The organism is Acidovorax kalamii (assembly GCF_002245625.1).
Taxonomy (GTDB): domain Bacteria; phylum Pseudomonadota; class Gammaproteobacteria; order Burkholderiales; family Burkholderiaceae_C; genus Acidovorax; species Acidovorax kalamii.
The window spans coordinates 271,012-286,481 of record NZ_NOIG01000001.1; the positions used below are offsets into that span (position 1 = coordinate 271,012).

15 protein-coding genes are annotated in these 15,470 nt (G+C 64.3%); 7 read left to right on the forward strand and 8 right to left on the reverse strand.

Annotated elements, in window-relative coordinates:
- Positions 1–7: 7 nt before the first annotated feature.
- Complete coding sequence (locus CBY09_RS01200) at positions 8–985, reverse strand: LysR family transcriptional regulator (RefSeq protein ID WP_094285564.1); 978 nt, start codon at positions 983–985, stop codon at positions 8–10.
- Positions 986–1,124: 139 nt separating this feature from the next.
- Positions 1,125–2,489: an MBL fold metallo-hydrolase gene (locus CBY09_RS01205; RefSeq protein WP_094285566.1), complete on the reverse strand. Its 1,365-nt coding sequence runs from the start codon at positions 2,487–2,489 to the stop codon at positions 1,125–1,127.
- A 289-nt stretch (positions 2,490–2,778) separates the two neighbouring features.
- Between CBY09_RS01205 and CBY09_RS01210 the strand changes: the two genes are divergently transcribed.
- Positions 2,779–3,678, forward strand: coding sequence for a lytic transglycosylase domain-containing protein (locus CBY09_RS01210; protein WP_240515532.1), 900 nt, complete (start codon positions 2,779–2,781; stop codon positions 3,676–3,678).
- Positions 3,679–3,715: 37 nt separating this feature from the next.
- Here CBY09_RS01210 and dnaJ read toward each other — a convergent pair whose 3' ends face one another.
- The 3 genes from dnaJ to grpE form a co-directional block, all read right to left on the reverse strand.
- Entirely contained in the window at positions 3,716–4,861 is a 1,146-nt protein-coding gene (gene dnaJ, locus CBY09_RS01215) for a molecular chaperone DnaJ (protein ID WP_055399485.1), read from the reverse strand.
- An 83-nt stretch (positions 4,862–4,944) separates the two neighbouring features.
- Positions 4,945–6,897 carry a molecular chaperone DnaK gene (gene dnaK, locus CBY09_RS01220; protein ID WP_094285571.1) on the reverse strand — a complete coding sequence of 651 codons (1,953 nt, stop codon included), beginning with the start codon at positions 6,895–6,897 and terminating at the stop codon, positions 4,945–4,947.
- 94 nt (positions 6,898–6,991) lie between these two features.
- Entirely contained in the window at positions 6,992–7,543 is a 552-nt protein-coding gene (gene grpE, locus CBY09_RS01225; protein ID WP_094285573.1) for a nucleotide exchange factor GrpE, read from the reverse strand.
- Positions 7,544–7,872: 329 nt separating this feature from the next.
- Between grpE and rpsF the strand changes: the two genes are divergently transcribed.
- From rpsF to dnaB, 5 genes are all read left to right on the forward strand, one after another.
- Entirely contained in the window at positions 7,873–8,262 is a 390-nt protein-coding gene (rpsF, locus tag CBY09_RS01230) for a 30S ribosomal protein S6 (RefSeq protein WP_094285575.1), read from the forward strand.
- 15 nt (positions 8,263–8,277) lie between these two features.
- Positions 8,278–8,568 (forward strand): primosomal replication protein N, encoded by a 291-nt coding sequence (gene priB / locus CBY09_RS01235; protein ID WP_094285578.1) that lies wholly within the window; start codon positions 8,278–8,280, stop codon positions 8,566–8,568.
- Between the two features lie 17 nt (positions 8,569–8,585).
- On the forward strand, positions 8,586–8,867 hold the full coding sequence (rpsR, locus tag CBY09_RS01240; RefSeq protein WP_005795932.1) for a 30S ribosomal protein S18: 282 nt from the start codon (positions 8,586–8,588) through the stop codon (positions 8,865–8,867).
- Positions 8,868–8,879: 12 nt separating this feature from the next.
- Positions 8,880–9,332: a 50S ribosomal protein L9 gene (rplI, locus tag CBY09_RS01245; RefSeq protein WP_094285580.1), complete on the forward strand. Its 453-nt coding sequence runs from the start codon at positions 8,880–8,882 to the stop codon at positions 9,330–9,332.
- Positions 9,333–9,526: 194 nt separating this feature from the next.
- Positions 9,527–10,948: a replicative DNA helicase gene (gene dnaB / locus CBY09_RS01250; protein ID WP_094285582.1), complete on the forward strand. Its 1,422-nt coding sequence runs from the start codon at positions 9,527–9,529 to the stop codon at positions 10,946–10,948.
- 71 nt (positions 10,949–11,019) lie between these two features.
- On the opposite strand, the gene CBY09_RS01255 is transcribed toward dnaB, so the two are convergent.
- From CBY09_RS01255 to CBY09_RS01265, 3 genes are all read right to left on the reverse strand, one after another.
- On the reverse strand, positions 11,020–12,780 hold the full coding sequence (locus CBY09_RS01255; RefSeq protein WP_094285584.1) for a PhoH family protein: 1,761 nt from the start codon (positions 12,778–12,780) through the stop codon (positions 11,020–11,022).
- 214 nt (positions 12,781–12,994) lie between these two features.
- Positions 12,995–13,480, reverse strand: coding sequence for a peroxiredoxin (locus tag CBY09_RS01260; RefSeq protein WP_063461152.1), 486 nt, complete (start codon positions 13,478–13,480; stop codon positions 12,995–12,997).
- A gap of 215 nt (positions 13,481–13,695) precedes the next feature.
- Complete coding sequence (locus CBY09_RS01265; protein ID WP_094285586.1) at positions 13,696–14,067, reverse strand: Mth938-like domain-containing protein; 372 nt, start codon at positions 14,065–14,067, stop codon at positions 13,696–13,698.
- Positions 14,068–14,219: 152 nt separating this feature from the next.
- Here CBY09_RS01265 and CBY09_RS01270 point away from each other — a divergent pair, with 152 nt between their 5' ends.
- Positions 14,220–15,464: a pyridoxal phosphate-dependent aminotransferase gene (locus tag CBY09_RS01270; protein WP_094285588.1), complete on the forward strand. Its 1,245-nt coding sequence runs from the start codon at positions 14,220–14,222 to the stop codon at positions 15,462–15,464.
- Positions 15,465–15,470: the final 6 nt, after the last annotated feature.

A 15,470-nucleotide genomic window follows, 5' to 3' on the forward strand; every position in this document is an offset into this window, starting at 1 on the left:
TCTACTTTCAGGTGGGGGATTGGATTTTAGTGTCGGGGGCTTGGTTCACTGGTGCCGGGCCGGGGTGTGGCGCGAGGTGTTCCACCAGCAGGCGCGCGGTGACGGGCAGGGCGTCAAAGTCGCGGGCCACCACGCGCAGTTCGCGGTGGGCCCAGGCGTCGGTCAGCGGGATGGCCTGCAGCTGGCCCACGCCGCGCATCAGTGCAAAAGCCCGGTCGGGCAGCAGGCCCACGCCCAGGCCGTTGTCGATCATGCGGCACATGGCATCGAGCCCCGTGACCTGGATGCGCTGGCGCAGCGGGCGCCCGGCAGCGGCGGCGGCGGCGCGCATGGCCAGGCTGATGCTGCTGTTGGCATGCAGGCCGACGATGTCCCAGTCCAGCACCTCTTCAAAATTGATAGCTGCCTGGGCAGACAGGGTATGCCCAGAGGGCACTACAAGCATCAAACGGTCGGACCGGTAGGGGCGGCTTTGCAGGGCGGGGCTGCCCCCGGCGCTGGCCATGCCGATGTTGCAGATGCCCAGGTCGGCCGCGCCTTCCTGCACGGCGTGCAGCACGTCGCTGGAGAGGTGCTCCTGCAGGTCGATCTTGATCTGGCTGTGCTCGCGCGCAAAGGCGCCCAGGTCTTCGGGCAAAAACTGGAAGATGGCCGAGATGTTGGCGTGCATGCGCACATGGCCGCGCACGCCGTCGGCGTATTCGCTCAGCTCGCCCTGCATGCGTTCGAGGCCAAACAGCACGGTGCGGGCGTGGTGCAGCAGGCTCTCGCCTGCCGGGGTCAGGGTCACGCCCCGGCTGTGGCGGTACAGCAGGGCCGTGTCCACAGCGGTTTCCAGGTCCGACAGGCGCTTGCTGACGGCCGATGCCGCGATGAATTCGCGCTCGGCCGCGCGGCCGATGCTGCCAAGCTCGCACACCGCCACAAACAGTTGCAGCGAGGTCAGGTCAATACGGCGCGCAAAACTGCGCTCGGAGCTTTTCATGGGGTGTTTGTCTTCTCGAAATGAGAAGGATCGTTATTTTCTCCCCATTATTCGTTGGTTGTCATCGCCATGCGAGATGGCTGGGTTGCCCGTCTGCGGTTTGCCCGCTGCGCAAGGGGGCGGGTTCGTTCACACCTTCTCAGGCCACACAGGTGCTGCCATGCTCTGGCACCGCCGCATTCCAGCGCAGTTCGTGTGCGATCCGCTGGCGCAGGTGGTCGGCGGCGCCCATTTCGCCATGCACCACATACACCTGGTCGGGCGCGTGGCCCATGCTGCGCAGCCAGGCGATGAGCTGGTTGCCATCGGCATGGGCCGAGGCGGACGACAGCCGCACCACCTCGGCACGCACAGCCACATCCTGGCCATGGATGCGGATGGTCTTTTCGCCCTCGGCCAGCCGCGCGCCGCGTGTGCCCGGCGCCTGGTGCCCGGTCAGGATGATCATGTTGCGGTGGTCGCCCGCGTGCAGTGCCAGGTGGTGCAGCACGCGGCCGCCGGTGGCCATCCCGCTGGCCGACAGGATGACCATGGGGCCATGCAGCCGGGCCAGACCTTTGGACTGTTCCGTTGTCTGAACCATGGTGGCGCCGTGTTCCAGCGCTTGCACTTCGCGTCCACTCAGTCGGTGTTCCTGCATGTGGTGCTGGAACAGCCCGGTCGTGCTCACAGCCATGGGGCTGTCCAGGAACACCTTGAGCGACGCAGGCACCACGCCCTGTGCCTTCAGCAACCCGATGGCGTGCAGCACAACCTGTGCGCGGCCCACGGCGAACACAGGCACCACGGCGATGCCCCCGCGTGCTGCCAGCCGCTGCAGCGCGGGGCCCATTTCATCCAGCAGGCCTTCGGACGGGTGCTCGCGGTCGCCGTAGGTGGATTCGATGAGCACCGTGTCGGCCGGGGGCGGCGCATCGGGCGGGTTCATGAGCAGGTCGTCGGGCCGCCCCAGGTCGCCCGAGAACAGGATGCGCCGTCCACCCACCTCCAGCAACACGCTGGCCGCGCCCAGGATGTGGCCTGCCGGAGAGAACGTCACCCGCCAGCCGGGCAGGGGCTCGAACGCCTTGTGGAAGGCATGGATCTGGAATTGTTTAAGGCAGTGCAGCGCATCCAGCCGGGTGTACAGCGGCAGGGCCGGGCTGTGGCTACTGAGCTGGTGGCGGTTGAGGAAGGCGGCATCTTCTTCCTGCAGGTGCCCGCTGTCGGGCAGCAGGATGGTGCACAGGTCGCGCGTGCCCGGCGTGCAGTGGATCGCACGGGTGTAGCCGTCGCGCGCCAGCAGGGGCAGGTAGCCGCTGTGGTCCAGGTGCGCGTGGGTCAGCACTACCGCGTCGATCTGGTGCGGCGTGACGGGCAGGGGCTGCCAGTTGCGCAGGCGCAGCTGCTTGTAGCCCTGGAAGAGTCCGCAGTCCACCAGCAGGCTCTTGCCGTTGTGGCGCACCAGGTATTTGGAGCCGGTGACCGTGCCCGAGCCGCCCAGGAAGGTGATGTTGACGTTCATGCCGATGCCCCTTGTCCCGTTGTTGCCTTTTCCCCGGATTGCGGCCCCCAAAGACCGCCTGGCGGGCTTTCATGCTACGGCGCAGGGGGGCCGGGGGCTACCGCAGGCGGGTGGATTCTTGCCTCAGATCAAGAAATCACCGCTGGCAATGTTTTTCTGTTGCAAATCCTCCAGCGGTACTACAGTGGGCAGCCCATCTCCTGATGCCCCGTCTTGGCGGGACCTTCATCCAACAGGTTGAGGTATGCAGCCCCGGTTTTCCTTTCACGCCCATGGCGCCTTGCTGGCAATGGCTTTGCTGGCTGGCGGCTGGCAGGTGCGCGCGCAGCCGCTGGACGACCCGCCCGAATGGGCCGACGAGCCCCCTGTGCTGTCGCGCTGGCTGGAGGAGGGCTACGAGGCCGAAGTGCGGCGCCAGCCGCACCGCGCCGCGCAGCGCTACTGCGATGCCGCACGCTATGGCAGCGTGGAGGCCCAATACCGCCTGGGCCGCCTGCTGATGCGGGGGCGCGATGTGGTGCCGGATCCGGCAGCGGCAGCCACCTTGCTGGCCCTGGCGGCGCAGCGGGGGCACGAGAAGGCGCGCAGCCTGGCCGAAGGCCTGGCGCCGGGCGAGCAGCTGCCGGACTGCCTCACCACGGGTGACGCCCCCCGGCTGGAGGTGCGCGATTCTGCCCAGGAGGTTGTGCCCCACGAGGTGGTAGACCGCTATGTCAGCAACCTGCCCGATGAAAAACGCCGCCACGCCGAGCTGGTGCAGCGGCTCGCACCCCGCTTCGAGGTAGACCCGCGCCTGGCACTGGCCATCGTGCGGTCGGAGTCCAACTTCCAGGCCCGGGCGCTGTCGCCCAAGAACGCGCAGGGGCTGATGCAGCTGATCCCCGAGACGGCGGATCGTTTTGGTGTGCGCGACGTGTGGAACCCCGAGCAGAACGTGCGTGGCGGGCTGACCTACCTGCGCTGGTTGCTGGACCGCTTTGGGGGCGATGTGGCACTGGCCTCGGCCGCCTACAACGCGGGTGAGAAAGCGGTGGAGCGGCATGGCGGCGTGCCGCCCTACAGCGAGACGCGTGAGTACGTGCGCCGCATCCTGGGCTTTTACCGCGCGCCCCAGCACGAGCGGCCGGGCAAGGCCACGGGGCTGGCCGTGCAGCCCGTAGCGCGCATGAAAAAACCGCCCGGGCCGTGAGGCCGAGGGCGGTTGGGGGAGGGGAGCAGGTGCTGGATCAGCTGAAGAAGTTCTTCAGCCGGTCCGTCCAGCTCTCGCCGCTGGGTGAGTGGCGGGCGCCGCCCTTCTTGAGCGAATCTTCCAGCTCGCGCAGCAGCTTGCGCTGGTGCTCGGTCAGCTTGACCGGTGTTTCCACCGCGATGTGGCAGTACAGATCGCCCGGGTAGCTGGCGCGCACGCCCTTGATGCCCTTGCCGCGCAGGCGGAACTGCTTGCCGGCCTGGGTGCCTTCAGGGATGTCGATCGCGGCCTTGCCTGCGAGCGTGGGTACCTCGATCTCGCCGCCCAGCGCGGCCGTGATGAAGCTCACGGGCACCTGGCAGTGCAGGTCATCGCCGTCGCGCTCGAAGATGTCGTGCTTCTTCAGGCGGATCTCGATGTACAGGTCGCCCGGCGGGCCGCCATTGGTGCCCGGCTCGCCATTGCCCGTGCTGCGGATGCGCATGCCGTCGTCGATGCCCGCAGGAATCTTCACTTCCAGCGTCTTCTGCTTCTTGAGCTTGCCCTGGCCATGGCAGGTGGTGCAGGGCTCGGGGATGATCTTGCCCGTGCCACGGCAGTGCGGGCAGGTCTGCTGCACGCTGAAGAAGCCCTGGCGCATCTGCACTGTGCCTGCGCCCTGGCAGGTGCCACAGGTCTTGGCGCTGGTGCCGGGCTTGGCGCCGCTGCCGTGGCAGGTGTCACAGCTCTCCCACGAGGGGATGCGGATCTGCGCGTCCTTGCCGCGTGCGGCTTCTTCCAGCGTGATCTCCATGGCGTAGCTCAGGTCGCTGCCCCGGTACACCTGGCGGCCACCCGCACCGCGCCCACGCCCGCCCTGCTGGCCAAACATGTCGCCGAAGATGTCGCCGAAGGCCTCGGCAAAACCGCCAAAACCTTCTGCCCCTGCACCGCCGGGGCCGCGCATGTTGGGGTCCACCCCGGCGTGGCCGTACTGGTCGTAGGCGGCACGCTTTTGCGGGTCAGAGAGCATCTCGTAGGCCTCCTTGGCCTCCTTGAACTTCTCTTCGGCAGGCTTGGCCGCATCCCCCTGGTTGCGGTCAGGGTGGTGCTTCATCGCCAGCTTGCGATAGGCCTTCTTGATTTCTTCGTCCGAGGCGTTCTTGGGAACGCCCAGGATTTCGTAAAAGTCTCGTTTGGACATAGTGATTCAGAACCCGGTTGGAACAGGAACGCCGCGCAGCCCCTGTAGGCATTGCGCGGCGGCTCGGGTCAACGGGGGCTCGCTCAGCCCTTCTTGACTTCCTTCACTTCGGCATCGACGACGTTGTCGTCGTCAGCGGGCTTGGCCGAAGAAGCGGAGGCCGAGGCACCTGCCGCATCGGCGCCACCGGCGGCCTGGGCGGCTTGTGCAGCCTGGGATTCGGCGTACATCTTCTCGCCCAGCTTCTGGCTGGTGGCCATCAAGGCCGTGGTCTTCTCGTCGATGGACGCCTTGTCCTCACCCTTCAGGGCTTCTTCCAGGGCCTTCACGGCGGCCGTGATCGCGTCCTTTTCGCCAGCGTCGAGCTTGTCGCCGTGCTCGGCCAGGCTCTTGTTCACGCTGTGCACGGCGGCTTCGCCTTGGTTGCGGGCTTGCACCAGTTCCAGCTTCTTCTTGTCGTCGGCGGCGTTCAGCTCGGCGTCCTTCACCATCTTCTGGATTTCTTCTTCCGACAGGCCGGAGCTGGCCTTGATGGTGATCTTGTTCTCCTTGCCGGTGCCCTTGTCCTTGGCGCCCACGTGCAGGATGCCGTTGGCGTCGATGTCGAACGACACTTCGATCTGCGGCACACCGCGCGCTGCGGGCGGGATGCCTTCGAGGTTGAACTCGCCCAGCAGCTTGTTGCCCGAGGCCATCTCGCGCTCGCCCTGGAACACCTTGATCGTCACGGCGGGCTGGTTGTCGTCGGCCGTCGAGAAGGTCTGCGCGAACTTCGTCGGGATCGTGGTGTTCTTGGTGATCATCTTGGTCATGACGCCGCCCAGGGTCTCGATGCCCAGGGACAGGGGGGTCACGTCCAGCAGCAGCACGTCCTTGCGGTCGCCCGACAGCACCTGGCCCTGGATGGCAGCGCCCACGGCCACGGCTTCGTCAGGGTTCACGTCCTTGCGGGGGTCCTTGCCAAAGAACTCCTTCACCTTCTCCTGCACCTTGGGCATGCGGGTCATGCCGCCGACCAGGATCACGTCGTGGATGTCGGACACCGACACGCCAGCGTCTTTGATGGCCGTGCGGCAAGGCGCGATGGTGCGCTCGATCAGCTCCTCCACCAGGGCCTCCAGCTTGGCGCGGGTCAGCTTGATGTTCAGGTGCTTGGGGCCCGAGGCATCGGCCGTGATGTAGGGCAGGTTGATGTCGGTGGAGGCCGAGTTCGACAGCTCGATCTTGGCTTTTTCGGCGGCTTCCTTCAGGCGCTGCAGGGCCAGCACGTCCTTGGACAGGTCCACGCCCTGTTCCTTCTTGAACTCGCTGATGATGAAGTCGATGATGCGCTGGTCGAAGTCTTCGCCGCCCAGGAAGGTGTCGCCGTTGGTGGACAACACTTCGAACTGCTTTTCGCCGTCCACGTCGGCGATTTCGATGATGGACACGTCGAACGTGCCGCCGCCCAGGTCATACACGGCGATCTTGCGGTCGCCCTTTTCCTGCTTGTCCAGGCCGAAGGCCAGGGCCGCAGCGGTGGGCTCGTTGATGATGCGCTTGACTTCCAGGCCCGCGATGCGGCCGGCGTCCTTGGTGGCTTGGCGCTGGGCGTCATTGAAGTACGCAGGCACGGTGATCACGGCCTCGGTCACGGGCTCGCCCAGGTAGTCCTCGGCGGTCTTCTTCATCTTGCGCAGGATGTCGGCCGACACCTGCTGGGCCGACAGCTTGCTGCCACGCACTTCCACCCAGGCGTCACCGTTGTCGGCGGCCACGATGGAATAGGGCATCAGGTCGATGTCCTTCTGCACTTCTTTTTCGGTGAACTTGCGGCCGATCAGGCGCTTGATCGCGTACAGCGTGTTCTTGGGGTTGGTCACGGCCTGGCGCTTGGCCGAGGCGCCAACGAGGATCTCGCCGTCTTCCTGGTAGGCCACGATGGAGGGCGTGGTGCGCGCGCCTTCGCTGTTCTCGATCACGCGCGTGGTGTTGCCTTCCATGATGGACACGCAGCTGTTGGTGGTGCCCAGGTCAATGCCGATGATTTTTCCCATGATTTTTCTCCGAATGCTTGAATGGTTTGGATGGCTAGTAACTTGTGGATAACTCGTGGGGGTTCAAGTCATCCGCGCTGATTTATTTGAAGATTTACTTCGGGGCCGTGACGGTGACAAGGGCCGGGCGCAGCACACGTTCGGCAATCACATAGCCCTTTTGCAGCACGGCCACGACGGTGTTGGCCTCTTGTTCGGCGGGCACCACGCTGATGGCCTGGTGCTGGTGCGGGTCGAACTTGGCGCCAGCGGCAGGGTTGATGGCCAGCACCTTGTTGCGCTCCAGGGCCGAGGTCAGCTGGCGCAGGGTGGCGTCGGCACCTTCGCGCAGCTGTTGCGGCGTGGCTTCCTTGATGGCCAGGGCGGCGTCCAGGCTGTCGGCCACAGGCAGCAGGCTTTCGGCAAAGCTCTCGATGCCGAACTTGCGGGCTTTGGCCACTTCATCATCAGCGCGGCGGCGGGCGTTCTCCGCCTCGGCCTTGGCGCGCAGGAACTGGTCGGCCAGATCGGCGCTCTTGGCCTTCAGCTCGGCCAGCTCGCCTTGGAGGCGGGCCAGCTCGTCAGAGGCGTGGGCAGCCATGGCGGCTTCGACTTCTTCGGGGGCGGGGGCGCTCTGGGGCGGGGTGGTTTGGCTGTGGTCTGACATGTCTTGGTCTGAAGGTGAGTGAAACGGTACGCGCGGGACTTGGGGGCATGCCGTCACAAATCAAGGTCTGTACCAGGGATTTGTGATTCTGGGCCCTGCGCGCAGTGCTCCGTAGTGGTAAGCAAGTCGGTCCAACCCCGGGTATTGCAAGGGTTGAATATCCGTTCAGGCACCATCAGGCGCCTTTTATTGGACGCCTTTTGCGCGTGCCCAAGGGTTGACGGAAAACGCTGAGTGTACAAGCGGCGGCGGCCGGGCTATAATCGCAGGCTTTCCCTTGCCACACCACTTCTAGACGCGGTGGGTGGTCTCACCCAAAAGGAGTCTGCATGCGTCATTACGAAATCATTTTGTTGATCCATCCGGATCAAAGCGAACAAGTTCCAGCCATGCTGGAGCGCTACAAGGGCATGATCACCGCTGGCGGTGGCAAGGTGCACCGCGTGGAAGACTGGGGTCGCCGTCAACTGGCATACCTGATCAACAAGCTGGCCAAGGCCCACTACCTGTGCGTGAACATCGAAGCCGACCAGGCTGTGATGGCTGAACTGGAGCACGCCTTCAAGTTCAACGACGCCGTGCTGCGCCACCTGACGGTTCAGAAGAAGAAGGCCGACACGGGCCCATCTTCCATGATGAAGACTGTTGAGCGCGAAGAAGCCCGCAAGGCCAGCCAAGCTGAGTATGCAGCTGCCGGCGGTGAGCGCGGCGAGCGCTGATCCATCCTTTTTGGAGTGGAGAACCGCGTAGTCTTGACCGCCTGTATCGCAGAGGCTGAACCCCTGCGCTACACGCCCGCCGGATTGCCTGCCATCACCCTGCGGCTCGAACATGAGTCGCAGCAAACCGAGGCAGAACATCCCCGCGCAGTCAGGGCCGCCATCAAAGCCATGGCTTTCGGAGCAATGGCTGAGCGTCTGGCAAGGCAGAACATCGGAAGTCACTGGACTTTCCACGGATTTCTGGCCAACCCGCGCAATGGCAAGACCGCAGTGCTGCACATCCAGGATATTCAACAAAATTAATTTTCAAGGGGTCCGCAATGGCCACGTTCAAGAAGTTCAACAAAGACAAGCGCCCAAAGCGCAACACCCAGTCCCTGCTGTTCAAGCGCAAGCGCTTCTGCCGCTTCACGGTGACGGGCGTTGAAGAAATCGACTACAAGGATGTCGATACGCTGCGCGATTTCATCGCCGAAAACGGCAAGATCATCCCCGCACGCCTGACCGGCACGCGCGCCATCTTCCAGCGTCAGCTGAACACCGCCATCAAGCGCGCCCGCTTCCTGGCCCTGGTGCCTTACAGCGACCAGCACAAGATCTAAGGAGCACAACCCATGCAAATCATCCTGCTCGACAAGGTTGTGAACCTCGGCAACCTCGGTGAAATCGTCAAGGTCAAGGACGGCTACGCCCGCAACTTCCTGATCCCTTCGGGCCGTGCACGCCGTGCCACCGAAGCTGCCAAGGCAGAGTTCGAAGCCAAGCGCGCCGAACTCGAAAAGGCTGCTGCCGCCAAGCTGGCAGAAGCCCAAGCCCAAGGCGAAAAGCTGGCTGGCACCACCGTCAAGCTGACGCAAAAGGCGGGCGTGGACGGCCGTCTGTTCGGTTCTGTGACCAACCATGACATCGCCGAAGAGCTGAACAAGCAAGGCTACAAGGTTGCCAAGTCGCAGATCCGCCTGCCCAACGGCCCTATCAAGGTTGTGAGCGACAGCGCCGTGAGCGTGGCTCTGCACACCGACGTGGTGGTGGAAGTCAACGTGTCGGTCTACGGCGAAACCGCCTGATCGCCAGCGCGTAGATAATCTCTGCGCGACTCGCCGCGAAAGCCGCCTCCGGGCGGCTTTCGTGCTTTTGACCCAGCCCATTTGTACAGGGTTGCCCACCGGTCATCCACAGATTGTCCCAAGGCTTATCCATTCCGGCTGCTGCCCCTGGGGCCATGGGGTAACCGGTTTCTAGACCTGTCCCGGAGAAATCCATGTCCGCTGTTTTCCCTCCGCTCGACGAACAGGGTTCGCTGCCATCTGCCAGCGAAGACCAGGAAATTGCCAAGCTGCGCACGCCGCCGCACTCTATCGAGGCCGAGTCCAGCGTGCTGGGCGGCCTGCTGCTGGACAACAACGCCTGGGACCGGGTGGGGGACCTGCTCAAGGAGGGCGATTTCTACCGTTACGAACACCAGGCCATTTACGCGGCCATCGGCGCGCTGATCAATGCCAGCAAGCCAGCCGATGTGATCACGGTGTTCGAGCAGCTCAAGAACCAGGGCAAGGCCCAGGAGATGGGCGGGCTCACCTACCTGAACAACCTGGCGCAGTACGTTCCCAGCGCCACCAACATCCGCCGCTACGCCGAGATCGTGCGCGAGCGTGCCATCCTGCGCAAACTGGTCACGGCCAGCGATGAAATCTCCACCAATGCCTTCAACCCGCAGGGCAAGACGGTGGAGCGGATTCTGGACGAGGCTGAGGCCAAGATATTTGCCATCGGCGAAGAGGGCTCGCGCAACAAGCAGGGCTTCCAGTCGCTCGACAACCTGGTGATCGACCTGCTCGACAAGGTGCAGGAGATGGCCGACAACCCGGCCGATGTGACCGGTGTGCCCACCGGTTTTGCTGACCTGGACCGCATGACCTCCGGCCTGCAGGCGGGCGACATGATTGTGCTGGCCGCCCGCCCGTCCATGGGCAAGACCTCGTTTGCGGTGAACATCGCCGAACATGTGGCGCTCAACGAAGGCCTGCCGGTCGCGATCTTCTCCATGGAAATGGGCGCCGCCCAACTGGCGGTGCGTATCGTGGGCTCCATCGGCCGCGTGAACCAGGGCAACCTGCGCACCGGCAAACTCACCGACGATGAATGGCCGCGCCTGACCGAGGCCATCGAGCGGTTGCGCACCGTCTCGCTGCACATCGACGAAACACCGGGCCTGTCCCCGGGTGAGTTGCGTGCCAATGCGCGGCGGCTGGCGCGCCAGTGCGGCAAGCTGGGCCTGATCGTGGTGGACTACCTGCAGCTTATGAGTGGCTCTGGCGCCGGGAGCGCCGATAACCGTGCCACCGAACTGGGCGAGATCTCCCGGGGCCTGAAAATGCTGGCCAAGGAGCTGCAGTGCCCCGTGATCGCGTTGTCGCAGCTCAACCGCTCGGTAGAACAGCGCACCGACAAGCGCCCCATGATGTCCGACCTGCGCGAATCGGGCGCCATCGAGCAGGACGCGGACATCATCATGTTCATCTACCGTGATGACTACTACAACAAGGACAGCAAGGAGCCCAACGTGGCCGAGGTCATCATCGGCAAGCAGCGGAACGGCCCCACGGGCACCGTGAAGCTGTTCTTCCAGAAGAACCAGACACGCTTCGAAAACCTGGCCATGGGCGGTGGAGATGACTACTGACGTGCGGTGTTGACGCTCCAGTGAACAAGGCTCCTGCCATCGGCAGGGGCCTTTGCCTTTTCAGTGCGAGATCAGAGCACTTCGCTCGCAAAGTCCGCCAGGCGCGAGCGCTCACCACGCGCCAGTGTGATGTGCCCGCTGTGTGGCCATCCCTTGAAGCGGTCCACCGCATACGTCAGGCCCGAGGAGCCTTCGGTCAGGTACGGCGTGTCGATCTGTGCGAGGTTGCCCATGCAGATGATCTTGGTACCCGGGCCCGCGCGGGTGATGAGTGTCTTCATCTGTTTGGGCGTCAGGTTCTGTGCCTCGTCGATGATCACGTACTTGTTCAGGAAAGTGCGCCCGCGCATGAAGTTCATGCTCTTGATCTTGATGCGGCTGCGGATCAGCTCGTTGGTGGCGGCGCGGCCCCATTCGCCCGCATTGCCGCCGTCGCCTTTGGCCAAGAATTCGAGGTTGTCGTCCAGCGCGCCCATCCAGGGGCCCATCTTCTCTTCTTCGGTGCCGGGCAGGAAGCCGATGTCCTCGCCCACGCTCACGGTGGCGCGGGTCATGATGATCTCGGTGTAACGGCGATCGTCCAGTACCTGGGTCAGGCCTGCGGCCAGGGCCAGCAAGGTCTTGCCGGTGCCCGCCGTGCCGGTCAGGGTCACGAAGTCGATCTCTGGGTCCATGAGCAGGTTCATGGCGTAGTTCTGCTCGCGGTTGCGCGTGGTCACGCCCCACACGGCGTTCTTGGCCGAGCCATAGTCCTTGAGCGTCTGCAGCACCGCTGTTTTCTCGCGGATTTCGCTCACGCGCGCAAACAGGCTGGGCTCGCCGGGGGCCTCAAAGTACACAAACTGGTTGATCATCAGCTGCGGCACGATGGGCCCGCCGATGCGGTAGTAGGTGTGGGCGCCGCTCTGCCAGCTCTCCACGTTCTTGCCGCTCTTGGCCCAGAAGTCAGGGGGCAGGGCGAGCACGCCAGCGTAGAGCAGGTCGCCGTCTTCCAGCGTCTTGTCGTTCTGGTAGTCCTCGGCGTTCAGGCCCAGGGCACGCGCCTTGACGCGCATGTTGATGTCCTTGGACACCAGCACCACCTCGCGCGGGGCATGCAGCTTGCGCAGGGCTTCCACCACGCCCAGGATCTGGTTGTCGGCCTTGCCGGGGGGCAGGCTGGTGGGCAGGCTGTAATCCAGTGGCACCGTCTGGAAGAACAGGTGGCCACCCGCAGCACGCTGGCCTGTGGAGTCGAGCTTGAGGCCCTTGGCCATGTCGGCGCCCTGGGCAGCAGCCAGCGCATCCAGGGTGCGGCTGGCTTGGCGGCCATTGCGGGCCACTTCGGTCATGCCCTTCTTGTGGCCGTCCAGTTCTTCCAGCACGATCATTGGCAGGAAGATGTCGTGCTCTTCAAAGCGGAACAGGCTGGTGGGGTCATGCAGGAGCACATTGGTGTCTAGCACGAAGAGCTTGGTCGGGCCCTGTGGTGCGGCCTTTTTGCCCCGGGGCGCAGCGGTAGGGGCTGCAGCGCTGGGGCTTGCTGCCACGCTGGTCGTGCGTGCCTTGCGGGTGCCGGTAGCGCGGGCGACGGGGGTGGCCGGGGTGCCCGTGGGCTCGGGGGCGCGGACCTGGGTTTCGACCTGGATCAGCGGGGCTGCGACCAAGGCTGCAGGCGCCGCAGGTGCAACGCTGGCTGTTTTGCGTCCTGCGCGGGTGGCCGAAGCTGCGCGCACGGGTGCGGCAACGGGCTCGTTGGCCGAGGTTTGTGACACCCGTGGACGGGCCGTGACTTCAAAGGCTTCTGGCGCGAGGAGTGCAGCGCGCCGGCTGGGGGCGGGGGGCAGGGGCATGGTGGCAGGGCCTCGGTCGGTAAATGAAGAAAGACGGGTCAGAAAGCAAAAAGCCGCCTGGAGGCCGAGGCGGCTTTTTGGGGAGGGGCAAACGTCGCGATAACCAGGGGCATAAATCCATTATGCCCACTCTGGGTGTCTTGCCGAGGCAAAACCGATGGGGTGTCGCGCCGATGCTCCAGGGGCGTGATCCAGGTGCGCAGGTGGCAGAGGATCAGGCGGCCTTTTTCAGGGCCTTGATGGATTTGACGGTCTTGAGGACTTCGTCCACATGGCCGGGCACCTTGAGGCCGCGCCATTCCTGAACCAGCAGACCGTCAGGACCGATCAGGAAGGTGCTGCGCTCGATGCCCTTGACCTTCTTGCCGTACATGATCTTGTTCTTGACCACGCCGAACATGTGGCACATCTTCTCTTCGGTGTCGGCGATCAGCTCGAACGGCAGTTCCAGCTTTTCCTTGAAGTCGTCGTGCGACTTCATGTTGTCGCGCGACACGCCGAACACGGCAGCGCCCGCCTTCACGAAATCCTTGTACTTGTCGCGAAACTGCATGGCCTCCGTGGTGCAGCCAGGCGTGTTGTCCTTGGGATAGAAGTACAGAACCAGAATCTGGCCAAGGTGGGAGGTGTTGGAAACCTTGATTCCACCGGTCGCGTTGGCTTCAAATTCAGGGAGGGGTTTGTTGACAACGATCGCCATATCACTTCAATCTCTCAGGATGTAGTCGTTGGTAAGCCGGGGGAGTGGGGTGTGTTATTGCTCTTGGTGGTGCCCCCGACCGCAACCGGTGATTTTACCCCGAAATCGATTGCCAGCCAAATGTAAGACTGTGTGTCTTGCCTCGTGTGGCGGGCACTTTGGCAAGGGTTTGCATAGGTGCGCCCCGCCTGTTGCAAGGGGCTGCAGGCAGGCTTTCAGGTTTCCAGAATCAGCGCTGCCACCACATTCCGGCCTTCTCCGGCCAGGATGTTGTAGGTGCGGCAGGCTGCGGCCGTGTCCATGGTCTCCAGCCCCAGCCGCCGCGCCATCAGCGGGGCCAGCCAGGCGGGGGGCGGAAAACGGTTGCGGGTTCCGCTGCCGAGGATCACCAACTCGGCCTCCAGGGTGGCCAGTTGCACGAAGTGGTCCGGGGTCAGGTCCTCGAAGCGCGTGCAGGGCCAAGCCTGGCGCAACCCGCCGGAGCCGAGGATGACGCTGTGGGTGATCTTCTCTGCGTCCACGCCGATCCAGCCGGGGCCGTAGCCGCTGATGGTCTGTGCGTTCGAGCGGTCAGGCTGAAATTTCATGGAGGTCGGAGTGGCAGGCAGGGCGGTTGGCAGGGCGTGGCCAGAGGCGCTTGCGCCAGGGGAGGGCGCCGGTTCTGTGGTCAAATTATAGGTTTCGCCAAAGTACCCGTTGCTTTGGCCGCCCCCTGACCCCACCGCACCACCGTCAGCGCATGAAAACCGTCCAAAAATCCGCCAAGCTTGCCAACGTCTGCTACGACATCCGGGGGCCGATCATGGACGCGGCCAAGAAGATGGAGGAAGACGGGCACAAGATCATCAAGCTCAACATTGGCAACCTGGCCGTGTTCGGCTTCGATGCGCCCGAGGAAATCCAGCTCGACATGATCCGCAACCTGCCCAACTCGGCAGGCTACTCGGACAGCAAGGGCATTTTTGCCGCGCGCAAGGCCGTGATGCACGAGACCCAGAAGCAGGGCATCAAGGGCGTGGCGCTGGACGATATCTACCTGGGCAATGGCGCCAGCGAACTCATCGTGATGGCCACGAACGCGCTGCTGGACACGGGCGACGAGCTGCTGCTGCCCTCGCCCGATTACCCGTTGTGGACGGCGGCGGCCAGCCTGTCGGGCGGCACGCCTGTGCACTACCTGTGCGACGAGGCCAATGGCTGGATGCCCGACCTGGATGACATCCGGGCCAAGATCACGCCCCGTACCAAGGGCATCGTGGTCATCAACCCCAACAACCCCACGGGCGCGCTGTACTCGGACGCGCTGCTCAAGGGCATCGTAGCCATTGCGCGCGAGCACGGCCTGGTGATCTTCGCCGACGAGGTGTACGACAAGGTGCTGTACGACGGCGCCAAGCACACGGCGATTGGCTCGCTGAGCGAGGATGTGCTCACACTCACCTTCAACTCGCTGTCCAAAAGTTATCGCTCCTGCGGCTACCGCGCGGGCTGGCTGGTGGTGTCGGGCGACAAGAAGCCCGCCAAGGACTACATCGAGGGCTTGAACATGCTCTCGAACATGCGCCTTTGCGCCAACGTGCCCGGCCAGTGGGCCGTGCAGACCGCGCTGGGCGGCTACCAGAGCATCAACGAGCTGGTGGGCGAGGGCGGCCGCCTGCGCAAGCAGCGCGACTTGGCCTATGAGCTGATCACCGCCATTCCGGGCGTGAGCTGCGTGAAGCCGCAGGCGGCGCTCTACATGTTTCCGCGCCTCGACCCGGCCGTGTACCCCATCGAGGACGACCAGCAGTTCTTCCTGGAACTGCTGCAGGAGACCAAGGTGATGCTGGTGCAGGGCACGGGCTTCAACTGGGCCGCACCCGACCACTTCCGTATCGTGTTCCTGCCCCACGAAGACGACCTGCGCGACGCCATTGGCCGCGTGGCGCGTTTCCTGGAGCAGTACCGCAAGCGCTGCGGCACCGATCTGCGGCGCGTCGGCTAATACTCA

Excerpts from the sequence above, each read along its gene's own strand:
- CBY09_RS01200 (WP_094285564.1), bottom strand. The coding sequence starts at position 985 with ATGAAAAGCTCCGAGCGCAGTTTTGCGCGCCGTATTGACCTGACCTCG.
- CBY09_RS01205 (WP_094285566.1), bottom strand. The coding sequence starts at position 2,489 with ATGAACGTCAACATCACCTTCCTGGGCGGCTCGGGCACGGTCACCGGC.
- CBY09_RS01210 (WP_240515532.1), top strand. The coding sequence starts at position 2,779 with ATGGCTTTGCTGGCTGGCGGCTGGCAGGTGCGCGCGCAGCCGCTGGAC.
- dnaJ (WP_055399485.1), bottom strand. The coding sequence starts at position 4,861 with ATGTCCAAACGAGACTTTTACGAAATCCTGGGCGTTCCCAAGAACGCC.
- dnaK (WP_094285571.1), bottom strand. The coding sequence starts at position 6,897 with ATGGGAAAAATCATCGGCATTGACCTGGGCACCACCAACAGCTGCGTG.
- grpE (WP_094285573.1), bottom strand. The coding sequence starts at position 7,543 with ATGTCAGACCACAGCCAAACCACCCCGCCCCAGAGCGCCCCCGCCCCC.
- rpsF (WP_094285575.1), top strand. The coding sequence starts at position 7,873 with ATGCGTCATTACGAAATCATTTTGTTGATCCATCCGGATCAAAGCGAA.
- rpsR (WP_005795932.1), top strand. The coding sequence starts at position 8,586 with ATGGCCACGTTCAAGAAGTTCAACAAAGACAAGCGCCCAAAGCGCAAC.
- rplI (WP_094285580.1), top strand. The coding sequence starts at position 8,880 with ATGCAAATCATCCTGCTCGACAAGGTTGTGAACCTCGGCAACCTCGGT.
- dnaB (WP_094285582.1), top strand. The coding sequence starts at position 9,527 with ATGTCCGCTGTTTTCCCTCCGCTCGACGAACAGGGTTCGCTGCCATCT.
- CBY09_RS01255 (WP_094285584.1), bottom strand. The coding sequence starts at position 12,780 with ATGCCCCTGCCCCCCGCCCCCAGCCGGCGCGCTGCACTCCTCGCGCCA.
- CBY09_RS01260 (WP_063461152.1), bottom strand. The coding sequence starts at position 13,480 with ATGGCGATCGTTGTCAACAAACCCCTCCCTGAATTTGAAGCCAACGCG.
- CBY09_RS01265 (WP_094285586.1), bottom strand. The coding sequence starts at position 14,067 with ATGAAATTTCAGCCTGACCGCTCGAACGCACAGACCATCAGCGGCTAC.
- CBY09_RS01270 (WP_094285588.1), top strand. The coding sequence starts at position 14,220 with ATGAAAACCGTCCAAAAATCCGCCAAGCTTGCCAACGTCTGCTACGAC.